This is a genomic window from Algoriphagus sp. NBT04N3, from assembly GCF_019443765.1.
GTDB lineage: Bacteria > Bacteroidota > Bacteroidia > Cytophagales > Cyclobacteriaceae > Algoriphagus > Algoriphagus ornithinivorans.
This window is the reverse complement of record NZ_CP048415.1, coordinates 2,242,773-2,260,723: the sequence shown is the minus strand read 5'-3', so window position 1 is coordinate 2,260,723 and position 17,951 is coordinate 2,242,773. Positions and strand designations below refer to the sequence as shown.

The 17,951-nt window shown below is 39.7% G+C and carries 12 protein-coding genes; 10 read left to right on the top strand and 2 right to left on the bottom strand.

The features are described 5' to 3' along the window. Nucleotides 1-84: 84 nt before the first annotated feature. The 10 genes from GYM62_RS09740 to GYM62_RS09695 all read left to right on the top strand — a co-directional run bounded on the left by GYM62_RS09740 (nucleotide 85) and on the right by GYM62_RS09695 (nucleotide 14,959). Nucleotides 85-651 carry a restriction endonuclease subunit S gene (locus GYM62_RS09740; RefSeq protein WP_219959266.1) on the top strand — a complete coding sequence of 189 codons (567 nt, stop codon included), beginning with the start codon at nucleotides 85-87 and terminating at the stop codon, nucleotides 649-651. Further along, complete coding sequence (locus tag GYM62_RS09735) at nucleotides 644-2,212, top strand: type I restriction-modification system subunit M (protein WP_219959265.1); 1,569 nt, start codon at nucleotides 644-646, stop codon at nucleotides 2,210-2,212. Before GYM62_RS09740 ends, GYM62_RS09735 begins: the two co-directional genes overlap by 8 nt. Before the next feature lie 2 nt (nucleotides 2,213-2,214). Further along, nucleotides 2,215-3,207: a virulence RhuM family protein gene (locus tag GYM62_RS09730; protein ID WP_219959264.1), complete on the top strand. Its 993-nt coding sequence runs from the start codon at nucleotides 2,215-2,217 to the stop codon at nucleotides 3,205-3,207. A gap of 4 nt (nucleotides 3,208-3,211) precedes the next feature. Then, nucleotides 3,212-4,462: a hypothetical protein gene (locus GYM62_RS09725; protein WP_219959263.1), complete on the top strand. Its 1,251-nt coding sequence runs from the start codon at nucleotides 3,212-3,214 to the stop codon at nucleotides 4,460-4,462. Next, nucleotides 4,459-5,679 carry a restriction endonuclease subunit S gene (locus GYM62_RS09720; protein WP_219959262.1) on the top strand — a complete coding sequence of 407 codons (1,221 nt, stop codon included), beginning with the start codon at nucleotides 4,459-4,461 and terminating at the stop codon, nucleotides 5,677-5,679. The genes GYM62_RS09725 and GYM62_RS09720 overlap by 4 nt, the downstream gene beginning before the upstream one ends. A 6-nt stretch (nucleotides 5,680-5,685) precedes the next feature. After that, the gene (locus GYM62_RS09715) at nucleotides 5,686-7,965 is read left to right on the top strand and encodes a Piwi domain-containing protein (RefSeq protein ID WP_219959261.1); all 2,280 of its coding nucleotides are present in this window, start codon (nucleotides 5,686-5,688) and stop codon (nucleotides 7,963-7,965) included. Beyond that, nucleotides 7,953-8,852: a hypothetical protein gene (locus tag GYM62_RS09710; RefSeq protein ID WP_219959260.1), complete on the top strand. Its 900-nt coding sequence runs from the start codon at nucleotides 7,953-7,955 to the stop codon at nucleotides 8,850-8,852. The genes GYM62_RS09715 and GYM62_RS09710 overlap by 13 nt, the downstream gene beginning before the upstream one ends. Beyond that, nucleotides 8,849-10,570: an ATP-binding protein gene (locus tag GYM62_RS09705; protein ID WP_219959259.1), complete on the top strand. Its 1,722-nt coding sequence runs from the start codon at nucleotides 8,849-8,851 to the stop codon at nucleotides 10,568-10,570. Before GYM62_RS09710 ends, GYM62_RS09705 begins: the two co-directional genes overlap by 4 nt. A 448-nt stretch (nucleotides 10,571-11,018) precedes the next feature. Continuing rightward, entirely contained in the window at nucleotides 11,019-14,267 is a 3,249-nt protein-coding gene (locus GYM62_RS09700) for a type I restriction endonuclease subunit R (RefSeq protein ID WP_219959258.1), read from the top strand. Then, the gene (locus GYM62_RS09695) at nucleotides 14,264-14,959 is read left to right on the top strand and encodes a M48 family metallopeptidase (protein WP_219959257.1); all 696 of its coding nucleotides are present in this window, start codon (nucleotides 14,264-14,266) and stop codon (nucleotides 14,957-14,959) included. The genes GYM62_RS09700 and GYM62_RS09695 overlap by 4 nt, the downstream gene beginning before the upstream one ends. Before the next feature lie 2 nt (nucleotides 14,960-14,961). Here GYM62_RS09695 and GYM62_RS09690 read toward each other — a convergent pair whose 3' ends face one another. Beyond that, a complete protein-coding gene (locus GYM62_RS09690; RefSeq protein WP_144602906.1) occupies nucleotides 14,962-16,314 on the bottom strand; it encodes a PAS domain-containing sensor histidine kinase in 1,353 nt (450 codons plus the stop codon). After that, complete coding sequence (locus tag GYM62_RS09685) at nucleotides 16,304-17,692, bottom strand: sigma-54 dependent transcriptional regulator (protein WP_091655588.1); 1,389 nt, start codon at nucleotides 17,690-17,692, stop codon at nucleotides 16,304-16,306. Before GYM62_RS09685 ends, GYM62_RS09690 begins: the two co-directional genes overlap by 11 nt. Between the last annotated feature and the right edge of the window lie 259 nt (nucleotides 17,693-17,951).

Below are 17,951 nucleotides of genomic sequence, written 5' to 3'. Positions count from 1 at the left end.
TAAGAAAAAAAATTAAAAATATTTTGATAGTTTTCTCAAGTTTTTCTAGATTTATTTTTGTAATAAATATACTAGAATAAAAATTTGAAAAAATTACTAAAAGAAATTGCCCTCGTTCGCTCAGGTGTATTTCTTAAGTCACACGAGCCTGCAGTTGTGAATTATCTACAAACCAAGGATTTTGACATTGATGGGAAATTGAAAAATAAGCTGTATCCCAGCGTGAGCAAATCTCAGGTTTCAGAAAATCATTTTTTAAAATCAGGAGAAATATTGTTTGCAGCTAAAGGGTGGAAAAATTTTGCGGCAATTTGTGACAACAATATGCTTCCAGCCGTAGCTTCCACTTCGTTTCTAGTTATTTCTCTTTCAGTGGATTATATTAGCCCTAGATTTTTGGTTTGGTGGTTGAATTCAGAAAGGATTCAAGAGTTTTTGAAAAGTGTTGCCAAAGGAACTGCTATTCCATCTATTACTAAATCTCAACTAGAAAATATTGAGGTGATTGCTTTTCCGATGGATATACAGGAAAAGTTAATTCGGCTTTCTGAGTTAAGAATCCGAAAAAAGAATTTGATCCTCGATATTGAAAAGCTTAATGAATTTAAACTTGAGTTGAATCTCAATAAAATCATTCAAAACTATGAGTAAGAAAATTACCCAAAAAGATATAAACGATGCAGTCTGGAGAGCCTGTGATACCTTTCGGGGTAGTATAGATCCCAGTGTATATAAGGATTATGTGTTGACAATGCTTTTTGTCAAATATCTCAGTGATGTTCATGATGATAAGCAGGAAGAGTATCTCAAAAAGTACAATGGAGATCAAGAACGAGCTAAGCGTGCCATGCAATACGAGCGCTTTATTGTACCCGAGCACAGCCATTTCAAATACCTATACGAAAATAGGAATGCAGTCAATATCGGTGAATTGATCGATATCGCCCTAGTAGATTTGGAAGAGGCGAATCGGGAAAAGCTCTATAGTGAAGATGGTGCAGGGATTTTTAAAAATATCAGCTTCAACAGTAGTGTGCTCGGGGAGCCCAAAGACAAAAATACTAGACTAAAAAATCTTCTTTTGGACTTTAATCGGCCTGAACTAGATCTCCGCCCATCACATCTGGCTGGAGTGGATATTATTGGAGGGGCATACGAATACCTGATTTCCAACTTTGCCTCAGATGCGGGTAAAAAGGCGGGAGAGTTCTTCACCCCAAGTGAAGTATCTACACTTTTGGCAAAGCTCACCAAATCTGCACAGGGTTCGCGTATCTGTGATCCTACTTGTGGTTCGGGTTCTTTGCTGATCAAAGCAGGACAGGAGGTGGGTTCGCCCAACTTTTCCCTCTATGGACAGGAAGCCAACGGCAGTACATGGGCCTTGGCGGTGATGAATATGTTTTTGCATGGCTTTGACAATGCCAAAATCCGCTGGGGAGACACAATCCGAAACCCGAAGTTAAAAGAGGGCGATGCCTTGATGAAGTTTGATACAGTGGTAGCCAATCCTCCCTTTTCCTTGGATAAATGGGGAAAGGTAGAAGATAAAGACGGAGAGAAAACCACCATCACATGGGACCCTGAAACGGACCGATACAATCGCTTCTGGCGTGGAATTCCCCCCAAAAGTAAAGGGGACTGGGCTTTTATCTCGCACATGATTGAGACTACATATGAAGGTAAAGGTAAAGTCGGAGTAGTGGTGCCCCATGGTGTACTTTTCAGGGGGAGCTCCGAAGGTAAAATCCGTCAAAAAACCATTGAAGAAAACCTGCTCGAAGCGGTAATCGGCCTACCGGCAAACCTCTTTTTTGGCACAGGTATTCCGGCTGCGATTCTGGTTTTTAACAAGGGGAAAGGTTTCCATTCCGAAGTGCTCTTTATTGACGCTTCTCAGCACTACGAAGCTGCCAAAAATCAAAACAAACTCCGTGTATCGGATATCAACCACATCGTGGATACCTACCGGGATTTTCAATCAGGCAAATTTCAACCCGGCGTGGTGGAGGAGAAGTATAGCTATGTGGCCACGTTTGAGGAGATCAAGGAAAATGACTTCAACCTGAATATTCCCCGCTATGTGGACACCTTTGAAGAGGAACCTGAAGTGGATATCGCGGCGGTGCAAAAGGAGATTGATAAATTGGAAGGTGAACTGAAGGAAGTACAGGCAGAAATGGATCGATATCTCAAAGAACTAATGGGCTAAACATGGAAAGCAGCATCCTAATCTATCAGACGGAAGATGGTAAAACCAAAATCGAAACCCGCCTTGAAAATGAGACGGTATGGTTAACCATTGATCAGATGGCGGAACTTTTTCAAAAGTCTCGATCCACCATCAATGAGCACATCCTGAATATTTATTCAGAGGGAGAGCTGGATGAGGATGCCTCGAGGAGAAAAATCGGAATTTCCGATTTTTCTACCAAGCCTACCAATTTTTATAATTTGGATGTCATCATCTCTGTCGGCTATCGGGTGAAGAGCCTTCAGGGTACCAAGTTCCGGCAGTGGGCTACTGCACGCTTAAGAGAATACCTGATCAAAGGTTTTACGCTCAATGATGAGTTACTCAAGGAGGCCGGAGGAGGAAATTATTTCGATGAGCTTCTGGCTCGTATCCGTGACATACGGAGTAGCGAAAAAGTCTTCTGGAGAAAGGTTCTGGATATCTATGCCACCAGCATTGATTATGACCCAAAATGTGAGCTTTCGGTGCTGTTTTTTCAGACTGTTCAAAACAAAATGCATTGGGCCGCTCACGGCCATACAGCTGCTGAACTGATCTATAAGCGGATCGATGCCTCCAAGCCTAATCTAGGCTTGACCAACTTCAAAGGTGCTAAGCCTACCAAACAGGAGCTGGAAATCGCCAAGAATTACCTGAATGCTGAGGAACTGAATATGCTCAATAGAATGGTGACGGCTTATTTGGAATTGGCGGAGCTTCAGGCACTCAATCGCAAGCCGATGTACATGAAAGACTGGATCAGCCGATTGGATGATTTTCTCCGAATGACAGGCAATGAAATCCTTGATCATGCTGGAAAGATCAGTCATCAGCAGATGCTTGACAAAGCCCGACAGGAATACGAAAAATACAAGACTCAGACTTCTTCTGAGTTGAGTGAAGCTGAAAAGCATTTTGTGGATTACCTGGAAAAGGAAACCCAAAAGTTGCCTAAACCCAAAAAGAATTAATCCAATGAGCCTATTCCATCGCCAACGTTTACTTTCTGGCATCCGGGAAACGCATCAGGTTCCGGTTCAATCCGATTGGGCTTATGCTATTCGGAAGCAAGCCAGGTTGATCTTGTTACCCTTATTTAGGGAAGTAGTTGTTTGTTGGAAGGAGGAGAAAAATGGAAAAAGACCTTACCTCACGGAACTTTCAGAGGAGCTTTATCTCGGTTTTCAAAAAGTGGGTCAAATGTCAGATAGAATTTTTCCTCTTGCGAAAGAAAAAGTATCTGGATTTATTCAATCTCTTTCATATTCAGAAAAATCAGTATTGAAGTTCTATTTCTTGAGCGAGGATCTATCCATTGAATTGCTTTCCCAGCAAATAATTGAACCAATCACGGATGATCCTATTTCGCTTGATAAGATAGATAAGGATGTAGGCAAACAATTGAAAGCTCAATTCAAGGATTTTTCGGATGTGTATCTGGAATCACACCTACTCCATGAGCTTCGAGAAATCGAAAACATCCTCTCCAACTCAGACTTGGAAATCGGGCTGGATACCGAAGCTATTATCCGCATCAATGAAGCATTTTCAGATTATCTGGATATCCCTTATGGTGAGATTTCCCTCATTCAAAAACCAATTGATGAGTGGGAGCATTGGGAAAAAGTCGCTGCAGAAGAGCCTGAAACAGTCGGCAAGCGTATCCACACTGAACGGGGATTGGAATGGATGGAGTGCTGGCTGCTGCCTAATGGCCGAATTCGGGTTAAAGGAGATTTTCTGGATGAACCCGATCGGGATAAGGCGGCGATGGTAGCGATTCCCACAGAGCTGAGACGAGTTATCCGCCAAGTGCATGATCAGCTCAAAGAAACCTATCAACTGCTGGATAATCAGATCCATTACACCTTTTTCACGCAACGGGAATCCTTGGAAAATATCCTCCCACGTGAAGGGATCGACTTCTTTATAAATCAGATCGAGGCGCATGGGGCAGACGACTTCGCCGGACATATTAATGTTTCGATCCGACGCTATCAGCATAAAGTGCTTCAGGAATGGGGAACACAGATCTCGGTTCATTTGGACCTTCGCCATTGGCTGGATGAAGATGAGACTGACGAGTATAAAGTTTGGGTGCTGTCCATAGGGCAAGAGGAGATGCCGCTTGAGACTACCTTTTCCGATGAGAAGATCGAGTCCATCGTCCAAGCCATCCTTGCGGAAATCCAACTATCCTACCAATTAGACTACGAAAACGAATGACAGATACCAAAGTAAAAAAATCAGGATTGGAGTTCGAAGTTCCGGAGGGGTGGGACAAAAAAGGCTTGCAAGAGTTATGTTTAAAGCCTATTGTGTATGGTATAGTTCAAGCTGGACCTAATGTATCTGAAGGTGTTCCTTACCTAAGAAGTACAGATGTTGGAGGAGAAATTAACATCGACGGACTTATGAAAACATCTTTCATCATTGCCAAAAAATATAGTAGATCTGTTGTAAAGCCAGGTGACATTGTTTTCTCATTGAGGGGAAATATTGGAGAAACTAGTATAGTACCAAATGATTTAAAGGAGGCTAATTTAACTCAGGGGACTGCACGGATCTCCTGTAATCCTTATCTAATAAATTCTCATTTTTTGAAGTATTCATTATCAAACAGTGAGGTTCACAGGAGTATCATTAGGCTTGCAAAGGGAAGTACTTTTCAGGAAATTTCACTTAATGAACTCAGGAAAATTAAGGTTCCATTGCCACCTCTCCCCGAGCAGCGAGCTATCGCCCAAGTGCTGGGGAAGATGGATGAGGCCATTCAGACCACCGAGCGCCTGATTGCCCAAAAAGAACTCCGCAAAAAATGGCTGATGCAGAATTTACTGACGGGGAAAATGAGGTTGAAGGGATTTAGTGGGGAGTGGAGGGAAGTCCATTTGGGAGAGTTTTTTTCTGAAAGAAATGAGACAAGGCATATTGAATTGACTTTGCTTTCAATCGGGCAAAGTGGCATTTATCCTCAAGATGAAAGTATTAAAAAGGATACGTCCAACGCGGATAAGTCAAAATACAAAAGGATTTGTCCAGGAGATATCGGTTACAATACCATGAGGATGTGGCAAGGAAGAAGTGCTCTATCCGATTTAGAGGGAATTGTAAGTCCTGCTTATACGGTGATTTCACCCAAAGAAAATGCCGATTCGCAGTTTTTTGCCTATTTATTCAAGACTCCCAAACTGACCCATCTCTTTTGGAGAAATTCCCAAGGCTTAGTTGATGATACGTTGAATTGTAAGTTCAAGGACTTTAGTATCGTAAAGGTGGTTTTGCCTCAAACAAGAGAAGAACAAACTACCATCGCCCGAGTGCTTCAGATTGCCGATCAGGAAATCAGTTTGCTCAAGTCCAAAGCGGATAAGCTTCGGAAACAGAAAAAAGGAATGATGCAGGTGCTGCTGACGGGGAAGGTGAGACTAAAATTAAACTAGAATTTTATGCAACTAAATTATTTTCCTATACGCTTTGATTTTGAAAGGTATCAGATAAATACCCTGCCCTATACTCAGGAAAGACTTGCTGAGTTGCGGGAAAAGCACAATTCAACCCATTCCTTTTTTAAAAACGGAGACACAATCCATATATCTAACAAGGATGGTGATGAAAGCCTAGTTTTAGGAAAACTAGCCGAACGAAATACATTTGGTGATAATGAAGTTACTGCCTCTCTAATAAAGCATATATTTTTCAGGACTTTCAAAGACCGATTTCCACAATACACTCCAGTAGATTTTTATCCTTTCCGATTCTTTTCCGGGAAGGACGATATTATTAAGAATGCATTACCTGAAAAATTAAAGGATAAAGTTGCCTATAAAAAGTTAATTGAAGTTCAGTTGCGTTTGACTGAAATCAATGGAGTTAAGCGTTTCGGCTTCTTAATAAATATACGCAGAAACTGGATTTTCAATATCAGTTGTGCAGAACTACATGCTGAGGGGTTTGACCTGATGGGACTAGATGTTTTGCATAGTGAAACCCTTCCTGGATTGACCAACATACTTGCCCCGAATGAAGAATTCGTTGGCATATTAAAAGAGATAAAAGGCAATAAAGCCAGTGTAGAAACCAACGAAGGACTGAAGGATTTTGAATTGAACGAGCTGTTTATCAGGAAAACAAAGTTCAACATCGGTAATTATCTCACCTATGCCACATCGCAACAAAAAAGTAATGAAATTCTGAGTATCATTGAAAGCAAACGGTCAGACATCTACAATCCTAAAAGCTTGTATGCTGAAATAACCAAAATTGCAGAGCATCTATTTATTGATAACGGACAGCCCGTTTTATTTCAAAACAAGGATAGTTTTTGCTTCACAGTAGATAACAAACCTTTAGCCGCTTCTAATACTATACATCTAAAGACACCCACTTTTATATTTGACCATGCGGTAACCAAAACAAACAATTTCAATCCAGATACAGGGCTAACCAATTTTGGTCCTTATGATAGCATTACTTTCGATATAAAGACACCAAACATACTTTGTATTTGCAACAAAAGTAACCGTGGCGTTTTTACCAACTTTCTTTCCAGTTTAAAAGATGGACTTCCGCAGTCCAGACTTTTTCAAAAAGGTTTACAAAGAAAATATGACCTGCAGGATGTGTTATACAACATTAGGGAAATTCAGGAATTTACGGTTGAAGAATATCTTAATGCTATAAGAAGCGAAGATGAAAATAAACCACATTTAGCAATCATAGAAATTCCGGCAGCATTTAAACGATATGATGATAGAAATAATCCATACTATGCTATCAAAGCAAAATTGCTTTCCCTTGAAATTCCGGTACAGTATGTTACGTCAGAAATCATCAAGAGTCATAATGAGTTTATCTTAAATTCATTGGCATTACAGATTTATGCCAAAATGGGTGGGATTCCATGGGTTTTGCCTTCACAGCGTTCCGTTGATCGTGAAATAGTAATTGGCATAGGTCATAGCTGGCTTAGAAAAAATCAGTATGCTCGTGCTGAACAAAACAGAGTTGTTGGTATAACAACTTTTCTTTCAAGTGATGGACAATATCTTTTGGCTGATAAGGTAAAGGATGTAGCATTTGAGAATTATTTTACTGAATTACAGAGAAGCTTAAAAAATTCTATTCAAAGACTTTCAAACGAACAGGGCTGGTCTGAAGGTGAAACAGTTCGGCTGATTTTCCACATTTTCAAACCTATTAAAAACACAGAGTTTGATGTTGTAAGTCAGCTAGTAAGAGAAATCAGTCAATACAAAATAAAATTTGCGTTTGTAACCATTAGCCAACAGCATCCCAATATGCTGTTTGACATCAATCAGAAGGGAGTGCAGAAGTTTGGGAACACTATTGGCGCTTTCATTCCAAACAGGGCCAGTAATATTTTCTTAGATTCTGAAACCTGTATTGTTCAAATGTTAGGCCCAAATGAATTGAAAACAGCTAAACAAGGAATGAGTAAACCTATTCAAATTAAAATAAGAACTCCACAAGGTAATTATGACAACAATGGATTGAATGATTTGATCTTTCATGATTTAAGCTACATCACTCAACAAATATTCTCATTCACTTATTTGTCATGGAGAAGCTTCTTACCAGGTGAAGAACCTGCCACAATGAAATATTCAAATCTTATTTCTCGCTTACTTGGAAAAATGAGAAGTGTACCAGGTTGGGATGCTGATAAATTAAACTATGGATTAAAAAGAAAGAAATGGTTTCTATAGAAAATAAAATTACTTATCTAAACAGGATTGGCGATAGCCCTAAGTTATCAGCATTTAACCAGTTGCTGTCAGGTAAAACTATTGCTCAACCAATTAGTAACGATTTTAGTGAAACCGATGAAATCTACTTTGGAATTATCTCAGCTATTCAGTCCAACGACAAGTCAGCTTTTGAAAAACATTATAGTAAAAAGAGTAAAAGTAATCCAAGCAAAGAATCTCCAACCCCATTTGTAAATGATGATTTTTTTGTTTTCTCCATTATTTTGGGTGTTACAAAGTTTAATCTTGACAAAGCTTGGATTAAAAACATCGTTTCGATTAGGAGCAAAAATCCAATCACAACCACATTAGATAATCTTTTAGAAGAGAACTATTACAGCACTAGCAACCTGCAGGAAATAGTATTGATGTTTTTGCAGAATATCAATTCAAGCCTGATTACGAATGATTTTCTTAATTCCACTTTCATAAGGATAAACGCAAATACAGCATTGCTCGATAGTAAAAGTGATTTTCAAATCTTGTGTGCAATCTACGCCTACAATTCAATCATACTGCTCAAAGAAGCACCGGATGGAAGCGAAATACAAATGCTCAAATCTTTTGACTCAAGATTTGTGAAAAGCATGAAAATTTTATCGTGGATACTGCAATTGGTTTTCCTTATTGTAATTTTTTATCTACTGCTACAACTACCTGTTTATTCTCCAGAAACCATTGAGTTGATTGATGATTACGGTTATCTATTTACAGTTCTGGGAGCCTTAGGATTTACGTTTTTCGGTAATCAATTGAGCTTCATTCGGAGGAAAACTCATGAAATGACCATGAGATTATTTGGATATCCGAGGGGATTAATGAGAAAAAATAAAGAGAGCAAATGACAATAGAAGAACTAAAAAATCTGAAGGAAAGTGAAGATAAGGTTGAGTTTAAAGCTGCCGTAAAGAACTTTTCTTTTGCAGGAGGCGAACGCCGAGATCAGGAAGATCGAAGAAGGTGTTACTTGGGATATATCGTTGCCTTTGCCAATGAAGGCGGAGGGACTTTGGTGTTGGGAATGGGGGATAAATTGCCTCATGCGGTGGTGGGGACTGATTTTGCTTTGGGAGGATTGGGGAAGTTGGAAGATGAAGTTTTTACCAGGCACGGAATCCGCATCCAGACGGAAGAGATTTTTGAAGGTGCACTTCGGGTTTTAGTGACTCACATACCTTCCAGGCCAATTGGCAAAATGTTGAAATTTGAAGGAGTGCCTTTGATGAGGGTAGGAGAAAGCCTTCGGAATATGAGTGATGAGGAAATGTTTGCCATTCTTTCCGAGCAGGAGCCTGATTTTTCGGCAAAGATTTGTGAGGGCATAGAGATATCCGACCTCGATGAGTTTGCCATCAAGGCCATGAAGGAGAGTTATTCGATCAAGCAAAAAAATCCGGGATTTGCCCAATTGAGTACTGAGCAAGTCTTAAGCGATTTAAGGCTGTTAGATAATGGAAAGCTAAACTATGCAGCGCTTATACTTCTGGGAAAGAAGGAGGTTATTCGCAAAAAATTACCGCAATGCAAGACAATTTGGGAGTTTCGTGCAACGGAATCACAGATTCACCATGATGCCAGAGAAGTGATTGATGAACCGCTTTTTTTGGCTATTTCTCAGATTTGGAAACTGATCAATCAGCCTGCATTGAACAAAAAATACCCAATACAGGTAGGGGCCTATATTTTTGATTTGTTTGATTTCAATGAAGCTGTCATTCGAGAGGCTGTGCTCAACGCTGAAGCACATCGGGATTACAGTATTACCAGTGAAGTGGTGATCAAGCAGTACCCTTCCAAAATTGTGATTACAAATCCGGGAGGATTTCCAAAAGGGGTGACTATAGAGAATCTGCTGACGGTGAGTAGTACTCCCCGAAGCAGGTTGATGACTGAGATTCTGGAAAAGACGGGATTGGTCGAACGCAGTGGACAGGGAGTGGATAAAATATTCTCTATTACCTTATCCGAAGGTAAGGCTGAACCGGATTATTCTGATTCCAATATGTACCAAGTGTCATTAACCCTTAGAGCCGAGATTATCGATAAGGCCTTTCATATTTTTATCAGCCAATATCAAGCTAGTGATAAAGAACCCAAATTGGGGGTAGAGCAGATAATTACACTGATTAAGATCAGAAATGGGATTTCTCAGAATCTGAAAATGCCCATTGTAGCACAACTTGAGAAAATTGGACTGGTCGAAAAATTACCAGGGCATACGCTTCGATATACCCTTTCTGAAGACTATGAACAATTAGTAAGTGACGGTCTGAAAATAGGCAAGAGGTATATTGTACAGGAACTTGAGAGAATACTCCTCGAGCTCCAAGGCAATGCACTTAAAGTTGGGGCTTTGGAGGCGAGTATGGAGGATTTCATGAAAAGAAGTCAGATCAGGTACTTGTTGTTGAAGCTAGTTGACGATGAGGTAGTAATTGTCGATGGAGTATTAAGGGGAACAAGGTACTCCCTGTCTGATCGGTTTAAGGATCTTCGTGGGGATAAACTTATCGCAGAGGTATTGGCATTCTTAAGGAGTAAATATGATTCGCTATATCCGTAGAAAAATTCGCTATAACTCTAGCAAGATCTTATACACTCCCATAGAGAAGAATTGCTGTATTTGATTCAATATGATGGCAAGTGAGCTTGAGAACATGCTCATAGGCTCAAAAATCAATGATGTTGAACAAAATCAATTCTCCATATCGACCTTGGTTTTCTTTATAATAATCAAATCCAAATAGAGGAGTTGATTCTCTATATTGAATAGGAAATTCTCCGTATTGAAGTTTTTGCTCTTAGTGAAGAAGATGGAAAGGAATGATTAATCAGAAGTTGAAACGTGAATGCTCATCACAAGAATTCTCTATAACGATAGAAAAATTCTCTATAATTTCTGAAAAGCTCCTTTGAAGTGCGTGAAAGTTGGTTTTTAAAAGGCGACAATTCTCTATAACGGATTATAAATTCTCTATATCGTATTTGTAAAGTGATAAAATAAGTAAAGAATGAACACCCCCAGTTTTGTAGAAGACCATATTTCCCAAATTCCTGCCATCCAATGGCTTTGCAAGCTGGGCTTTGAATACCTAACTGAATCTGAAGCATTGCAAATGCGAGGGAATAAAACCCAGCAGGTGATTTTAGAAGGAATTTTGCGGAAGCAGCTTCGTTTGATCAATTCCGAAAAAAAGATCAGTTCTTCGCGTACTACTTACATCAGCGATGCCAATATTGAAAACGGAATCCGAACTCTCCAAGAAATCTCCCTCAATGAGGGATATATCCACGCGACGGAGCATGTATATAATTTATTGACCTTGGGCATGGCTGTCGAGCAATATGTCGACGGGGATAAGAAAAGTTTTACCCTGCATTTTATTGACTGGGAGAATCCGAAGAATAATAAATTTCACGTATCAGAGGAATTCCGTGTCATGCGTAGCACCTCTCGTGACCATTACGTGCCTGATTTGGTTCTTTTCATCAACGGAATTCCCATCGTCATCATTGAATGTAAGCGACCCGATATGAAGGAGCCGCTTGCCCAAGCAATTTCGCAACATCTCAGAAATCAGCAGGAAGATGGGATTCGAAGTCTTTATATCTATTCTCAGTTGTTGCTCTCATTGGCCAATCAGGAAGCAAGCTATGCGACCAACGGGACACCTGGGAAGTTTTGGGCCAAATGGAAAGAAAAATTTTATTCTGAGCCAGATGAGAAAAATTATCAGAAAAAACTGGTCAAAATCAAGGATTCCAGGCTGTCCACTGAAACTCATCAAAAACTTTTCGGAGAGCGTTTTCGGTATGTAAAGCAATATTTTGAAGCCTTGGAGGAAAAGGAGGTTCGGCTAACAGAACAGGATGAATACCTATATAACCTCTGTCGACCGGAGCGCTTGATGGATTTGATTTACAGTTTTATCCTATATGATGATGGGGCTAAGAAGGTTGCGCGCTATCAGCAGTTTTTTGCAGTCAAGAAAACCTTGGAACGGATTAAGCGCCCATCGATTGATGAGAAAGGTAGGATGAAAAGGCAAGGGGGGGTGATTTGGCATACCCAGGGTAGTGGTAAATCTTTGACCATGGTAATGCTGGCCCAAGCAATAGCAATGGAGCCTAGTATTTTGAATCCAAAGATCATATTGGTTACCGATAGAACTGACTTGGATCAGCAAATCACCAATACCTTCAGAAAATGTGGTAAAAGTGTGAGTAATGCATCCACTGGTACTCAATTGGTGCATTTACTGGAAAGTCCTTCAGACGCTGTAGTAACCACTATCATCAATAAGTTTTCCGCAGCAGTCAAGAAGATTCAGGAGCCTTTAAACAACCCCAATATTTTTGTATTGATCGATGAAGGCCATCGAACCCAGCATGGGGTTTTCAATATTGAAATGCAAAAAACATTGCCCAATGCTTGTTTCATTGCAATGACAGGAACCCCACTATTCAAAAAGGAGAGAAGCACTGCAGCAAAATTTGGAGGTACTATCGATTCATACACTGTAGATCAGGCAGTGAAAGATAAGGCCGTTGTTCCGCTTTTGTATGAAGGAAGGTTACCACATTTGAGAGTCAATTCAGCCCCCTTGGATCGATTTTTTGAAATGGTATCCGAACCGCTGAATGATAAAGAAAAAGCTGATTTCAAAAAGAAATTTAGTCGGGCTGATCAAATAAATTCTGCGGAGCAGCGGATTCTAGCCATTTGTTGGGATATCAGTAGGCATTATCGGGATAATTGGAAAGGGACAGGCTTCAAAGCCATGCTGGTCTGCGATAAAAAAGTCAACGCTATAAAGTATAAGGAGATTTTAGATGAAATTGGGATGGTCAGTTCTGAGGTTCTGATATCTTCTGTAGATGACAGGGAAGGGGAGGATTCCGCCTATGAACAAAGCAGTGATAAGGTTCATAGGTTCTGGAAACGAATGATGCAAGAGCATGGAACTGCAAAAAAATATGAAAGCCAAATCATAAGCCGCTTCAAGAATCAACCCGACCCTGAAATCATCCTTGTGGTTGATAAACTCTTAACAGGGTTCGATGAACCTAAAACAACAGTCTTATATCTAACTCGGAATCTTCAGGACCATAAGCTATTGCAGGCAATTGCCCGGGTAAATCGAGTCTATCCAGAGAAGGATTTTGGTTATGTGATAGACTATTATGGAGTTATAGAAAACTTGGATGATGCCTTAAAAATGTATTCCGCTTTTCAGGCTTTTGAGGAGGAGGATGTGGAAGGTACTCTGGTTAATATCAGTGAAGAAATCAAAAAACTGCCACAAAAGTACTCCGAACTTTGGGATTTATTTAAGGGAGTTGGAAATACCAGAGATGCGGAAGCTTATCAGCAAGTTCTTCGGGATGAAGCGATTAGAGCATCGTTTTATGATAAACTCAATTCTTTTGCGAAATCTTTGAAATTAGCATTATCTACCATATCCTTTCATGAAGAGACAGAACAGAGTCAAATTGAGCGATATAAATCCGATTTGCTTTTTTTCGTCAAGCTTCGAAATGCTGTCTCTTCTAGGTATTCAGATAGGATTGATTATAGCCGATATGAAAGTCAAATTCAAAAATTAATTGACACTCATGTGGCGGCTGAGGAAGTAGAACCGATCACTGATTTAGTAAATATTTTTGACCAAGAAAGCTTTGCTGCAGAAGTTGAAAAAACAGTGGGAGAAGCGGCAAAGGCTGACAAGATTGCAAGTAGGACTGCCAAACATATTGCAGAAAATATGGAAGATGATCCGGCATTCTACAAGAAGTTTTCACAAATGCTTTCCCAAGCAATCGCTGATTATGAATCCAGAAGAATTTCTGAAACTCAATACTTGCAAAAAGTAAAAGATGTAATGAATGGAGTCTTAAATCACACAGATACAGATTTGCCAGACTCTTTGAGGGAGAAACCAGTGGCTGCTGCTTTCTTTGGTCTGACTTCAGAATTTTTGAATGAAAAAATAAGTGATCAAAAAGTAGGGAAATTAATCTCCGAGCAGGCCTCCCATTCGATAGATCAAATGGTGAAAACAGCCGTTTTCGGAAGTGGGCCAAAGGCGATTGTGGATTGGGAAAATAAGGATGCTATAACGGGAAAGTTAATTATTGAAATAGGTGATTATTTAATTGACGAGGTCAGAGATAAATATCAACTGGAATTGTCTTTTTCCGAATTGGATGAGTTAGCAGTTAAGATTTTGGAGGTGGCGAAAAGGCGATACAAATCATGAAGGAGTCATTTCAGTTTGGTTCGAAGAGGATTGCTTATCAGATCAGGTATTCAGAAAGAAAAACCTTGGGTATCACCGTAACACCCGAATCAGAAGTAATAATTCAGGCACCATTAAATGCTGAAAAAGAGCGAATTCAAGAGATTTTATATAAAAGGGCCCCTTGGATTCTGAAACAACAAAGTTATTTTTTGTCCTTCCAGCCGAGGGCTACTGAGCGGAAATATATAAATGGAGAAACTCATTTGTATTTGGGAAGACAGTATAGATTGAAAGTTATTCAATCAAATAATCAGTCGGTGAAACTTCTTCACGGGGAATTATTGGTGGAAACTCCGAGCTTAGACCAAGTAAAAGCTCTAGTAAAGGCATGGTATTTAGGAAAGGCGAAGGAAAAATTTCAAGGATTAGCAAACCCTTGGATAGATAAGTTTAAATCCGAAGGAGTTCAACCTGAAACGATTGTTTTACGAGAAATGCCTTTAAGATGGGGAAGCTGTACCCCCAAAGGAAAAATCATTCTCAATCCAGAACTAATCAAAGCACCGAAAGGATGCATTGAGTATGTAATCATCCATGAACTCTGCCATTTGGTATACAGAGATCATTCTTCTGCATTTTTCAGGCTTCAAGCCCGATACATGCAGGATTGGGAAAAATGGAAGGAAAGATTGGAGAGGATTTTGGCTTAGATTTATCTAAAATTCAAAGTAAAAACTGTTCTTACATCCGGTTCCGACTCTACTGTCAAACTTCCTCTGTGCAAATTCATAATTTGTCGGGAAATAGCCAATCCTATGCCTGATCCGGTTTTTTTGGTAGTATAAAAGGGGACAAAAATCCTCTCCAAAGCTTCTGGCACTATTCCCGGACCATTATCTTCTACTTGAATTAAAGTTCCCAAATCCCCCTGGGAAATAGCTCGAATAATTACCTGTCTGTCTGCTTTCTTTAACATGGACTCTGAAGCATTTTTGATCAGATTGATTAGGATCATATTGATTTGATCTGGGTCACAGAGAATTTCCAATTCCTCGGGACGAAATTCAGTTTTGACAAAAACTTCTTTGGACTTCAACTCCTCCTTAATCAGGCCTAAAACATCTTCAATAAGCGTTTTTGCTTTAATCCATTCCTTTTTAGGCTCAGGGATATTGGTATAATCCCTGTAGGCATTCACGAAATTTACCAAACCTTTGCTTCGGTTAGCAATGGTATCCAAACCCTCTTGAATATCTAGAAAACCATCTTTTTTGATCAGCATTCCCTCTTGTTGCACGAAGCTGTCTTCATCCAAAATAGTCCTAAGGGACTCAACCAAACTCGAAATTGGAGTGATGCTGTTCATAATTTCGTGCCGTAAAACCTTGGTCAGGTTTTGCCAAGCTTCCAGTTCATTAGACTGTAGTTCCGCATTGATATTTTGCAATGAAAGTAATGTCCAACTTTGTCCACCCATTTTCAGGGAAGTTGACTGAACAATCAAAAACAAAGAAGGGCTTACCTTATAGGAAGTTCTTTGTCCCGGCTTCATTTCTAAAACCTCTTTCAATAAAGTGGGGGAAAGCCTGCCCAAATCACTGATATTTCTAAACTGAGGAATTTGAAGCAATTGCTTTGCGGCATTATTGATTACCCCGATTTTTCCTTCTGCATTGAAAGAGATGATTCCGGTATTGATATGCTGGATGATTACCTGAAGAAAGAGCATTTGTTCTTCTTTCTCAGCACGGGTTTGCTTAAAAACCTCCATCACCTCGTTGAAGGCAAAATTTACCTCCTTAAAAGAGTTTCCCATCTTGCTATCTGAGGTAAAAGAGCTGGAAAAATCGCCATATCGAATTGAATCCAGAAATCGAGCTAGCTTTTGATTTACAGAATTGACGTAATGGATGAGCTCTACAATCAGCCCCAAAACAATCAATGTAATGACCGCAGGTGCAAGCAGTAGATTTTGTCTGAAATATAACCAAACTCCTGTAAATAAGCAGAGTGTAATCAGAATGACCCGAACACTTATCCCTATCGAAAAGCGCTTATAAACCATACTTTTCCAATCTTCTGTAAAGGGAGGATCTTGTGAGCCCTAACTCTTCAGCTGCTCGAGTAATATGTCCATTGTGCTTTTGAAGTGCTTTTCTGATCAAAATTCTTTCTACATCTTCTATGTTCAAATGCTCCAAGCTGACATTCTCTTCCGATTTCTCAGGCTGTCCTGTTTTTTGCAAAAATAAATCTTCTGGCTGTAGCACATTGTGATTACTCATAATTACAGCTCTTTCTATACTATGCTGCAGTTCCCGAATGTTACCCGGCCAATGATACTTAGTCATTCGCTTAATCAAAGGCTCAGAAGCTTTTCGAATGTCTTTATTATATTTTTTGGAATAATAGCTGATAAAATGATCGGCCAAAAGAGGGATGTCTTCCACTCTTTCTCTCAAAGGAGGTAAATTGATTTCAATTGTATTGATTCGGTATAATAAATCCTGCCTGAAAGTATTGTCATAAACCATGGAGTGAATAGGCATATTTGTTGCAGAAATCAATCGGATATTGACATCCACAGGTCTATTGGCTCCAACTCTCGTCACTTGCCTATTCTGCAATGCAGCCAATAATTTAGCCTGCAATGGTAAGGGTAGGTTGCCAATTTCATCTAAAAACAAGGTTCCTTTATGCGCTTGCTCAAATCGGCCCGCGCGGTCCTCTTTGGCATCAGTAAATGAGCCTTTTTTATGCCCAAATAATTCTGATTCAAATAGGGTTTGGGTAATCGAACCTAGATCCACTCCCACGAAAGCTTCTCTGCTTCTTCTGGAATTTCTATGAATTGCACGGGCAATTAATTCTTTACCGGTTCCATTTTCTCCTAAAATCAAAACATTGGCATCCGTACTTGCTACGCGTTCAATGGTCTCAAAAATCTTCTGCATCGCAGGGCTTTGTCCGATGATGTCTTTGAATTTATTGTCAATATCCTGCTGTAGAGTCGCTTTTTGATCTTTAAGCAAGTTGACCTCCATTTTCTTTTGACGAAGTTGAAGAGCAGAGTTTAGGGTAGCCAGTAACCTTTCATTTTCCCAAGGTTTCAATACAAAATCTGTAGCTCCTTCTTTGATTGCCCTGACGGCAAGATTGACATCGCCATATGCTGTAATCAAAACAACCACCGCGGAAGGATCCAATTCCAGAATACGGTCCAACCAATAAAAGCCTTCTTGTCCTGAGCTGACATCTTTGGTGAAATTCATATCCAACATGATGACATCATAATTTTCATTATGCGTCAGGATAGGAAGAAGGTCAGGATTAGTTTCGGTATCTACTTGTGCAAAATGTCTTTTCAAAAAGATTTTAGCTGCTTTTAAAAGATCTTCGTTGTCGTCAACTATGAGAATTTTACCTATTCTTTGCTCATTCATGCTTTTAAGGTTTTTGCTGGAATCGTATCAAGCTACCATCTAATATTCCAAAAGTCTGCCGATTTTTCAAACCATCAATTATTTTTAATAAATGCCCGTTTCCGATCAAATTCGAGCGATTTTAAAGCATGGTCCATCAGGTTCTTGATAGGAGTCAGACTTTCGTTTTTGAAAAGTTTTGTTCGCTGGCGGACGAAATTGTTCGAGTCTCGAAAGCCCTCTATTTCCAAAAACAGGAAATATATCCTCTGAGAGGCAT

Excerpts from the sequence above, each read along its gene's own strand:
- GYM62_RS09705 (WP_219959259.1), top strand. The coding sequence starts at position 8,849 with ATGACAATAGAAGAACTAAAAAATCTGAAGGAAAGTGAAGATAAGGTT.
- GYM62_RS09710 (WP_219959260.1), top strand. The coding sequence starts at position 7,953 with ATGGTTTCTATAGAAAATAAAATTACTTATCTAAACAGGATTGGCGAT.
- GYM62_RS09685 (WP_091655588.1), bottom strand. The coding sequence starts at position 17,692 with ATGAATGAGCAAAGAATAGGTAAAATTCTCATAGTTGACGACAACGAA.
- GYM62_RS09730 (WP_219959264.1), top strand. The coding sequence starts at position 2,215 with ATGGAAAGCAGCATCCTAATCTATCAGACGGAAGATGGTAAAACCAAA.
- GYM62_RS09725 (WP_219959263.1), top strand. The coding sequence starts at position 3,212 with ATGAGCCTATTCCATCGCCAACGTTTACTTTCTGGCATCCGGGAAACG.
- GYM62_RS09700 (WP_219959258.1), top strand. The coding sequence starts at position 11,019 with ATGAACACCCCCAGTTTTGTAGAAGACCATATTTCCCAAATTCCTGCC.
- GYM62_RS09690 (WP_144602906.1), bottom strand. The coding sequence starts at position 16,314 with ATGGTTTATAAGCGCTTTTCGATAGGGATAAGTGTTCGGGTCATTCTG.
- GYM62_RS09735 (WP_219959265.1), top strand. The coding sequence starts at position 644 with ATGAGTAAGAAAATTACCCAAAAAGATATAAACGATGCAGTCTGGAGA.
- GYM62_RS09715 (WP_219959261.1), top strand. The coding sequence starts at position 5,686 with ATGCAACTAAATTATTTTCCTATACGCTTTGATTTTGAAAGGTATCAG.
- GYM62_RS09720 (WP_219959262.1), top strand. The coding sequence starts at position 4,459 with ATGACAGATACCAAAGTAAAAAAATCAGGATTGGAGTTCGAAGTTCCG.
- GYM62_RS09695 (WP_219959257.1), top strand. The coding sequence starts at position 14,264 with ATGAAGGAGTCATTTCAGTTTGGTTCGAAGAGGATTGCTTATCAGATC.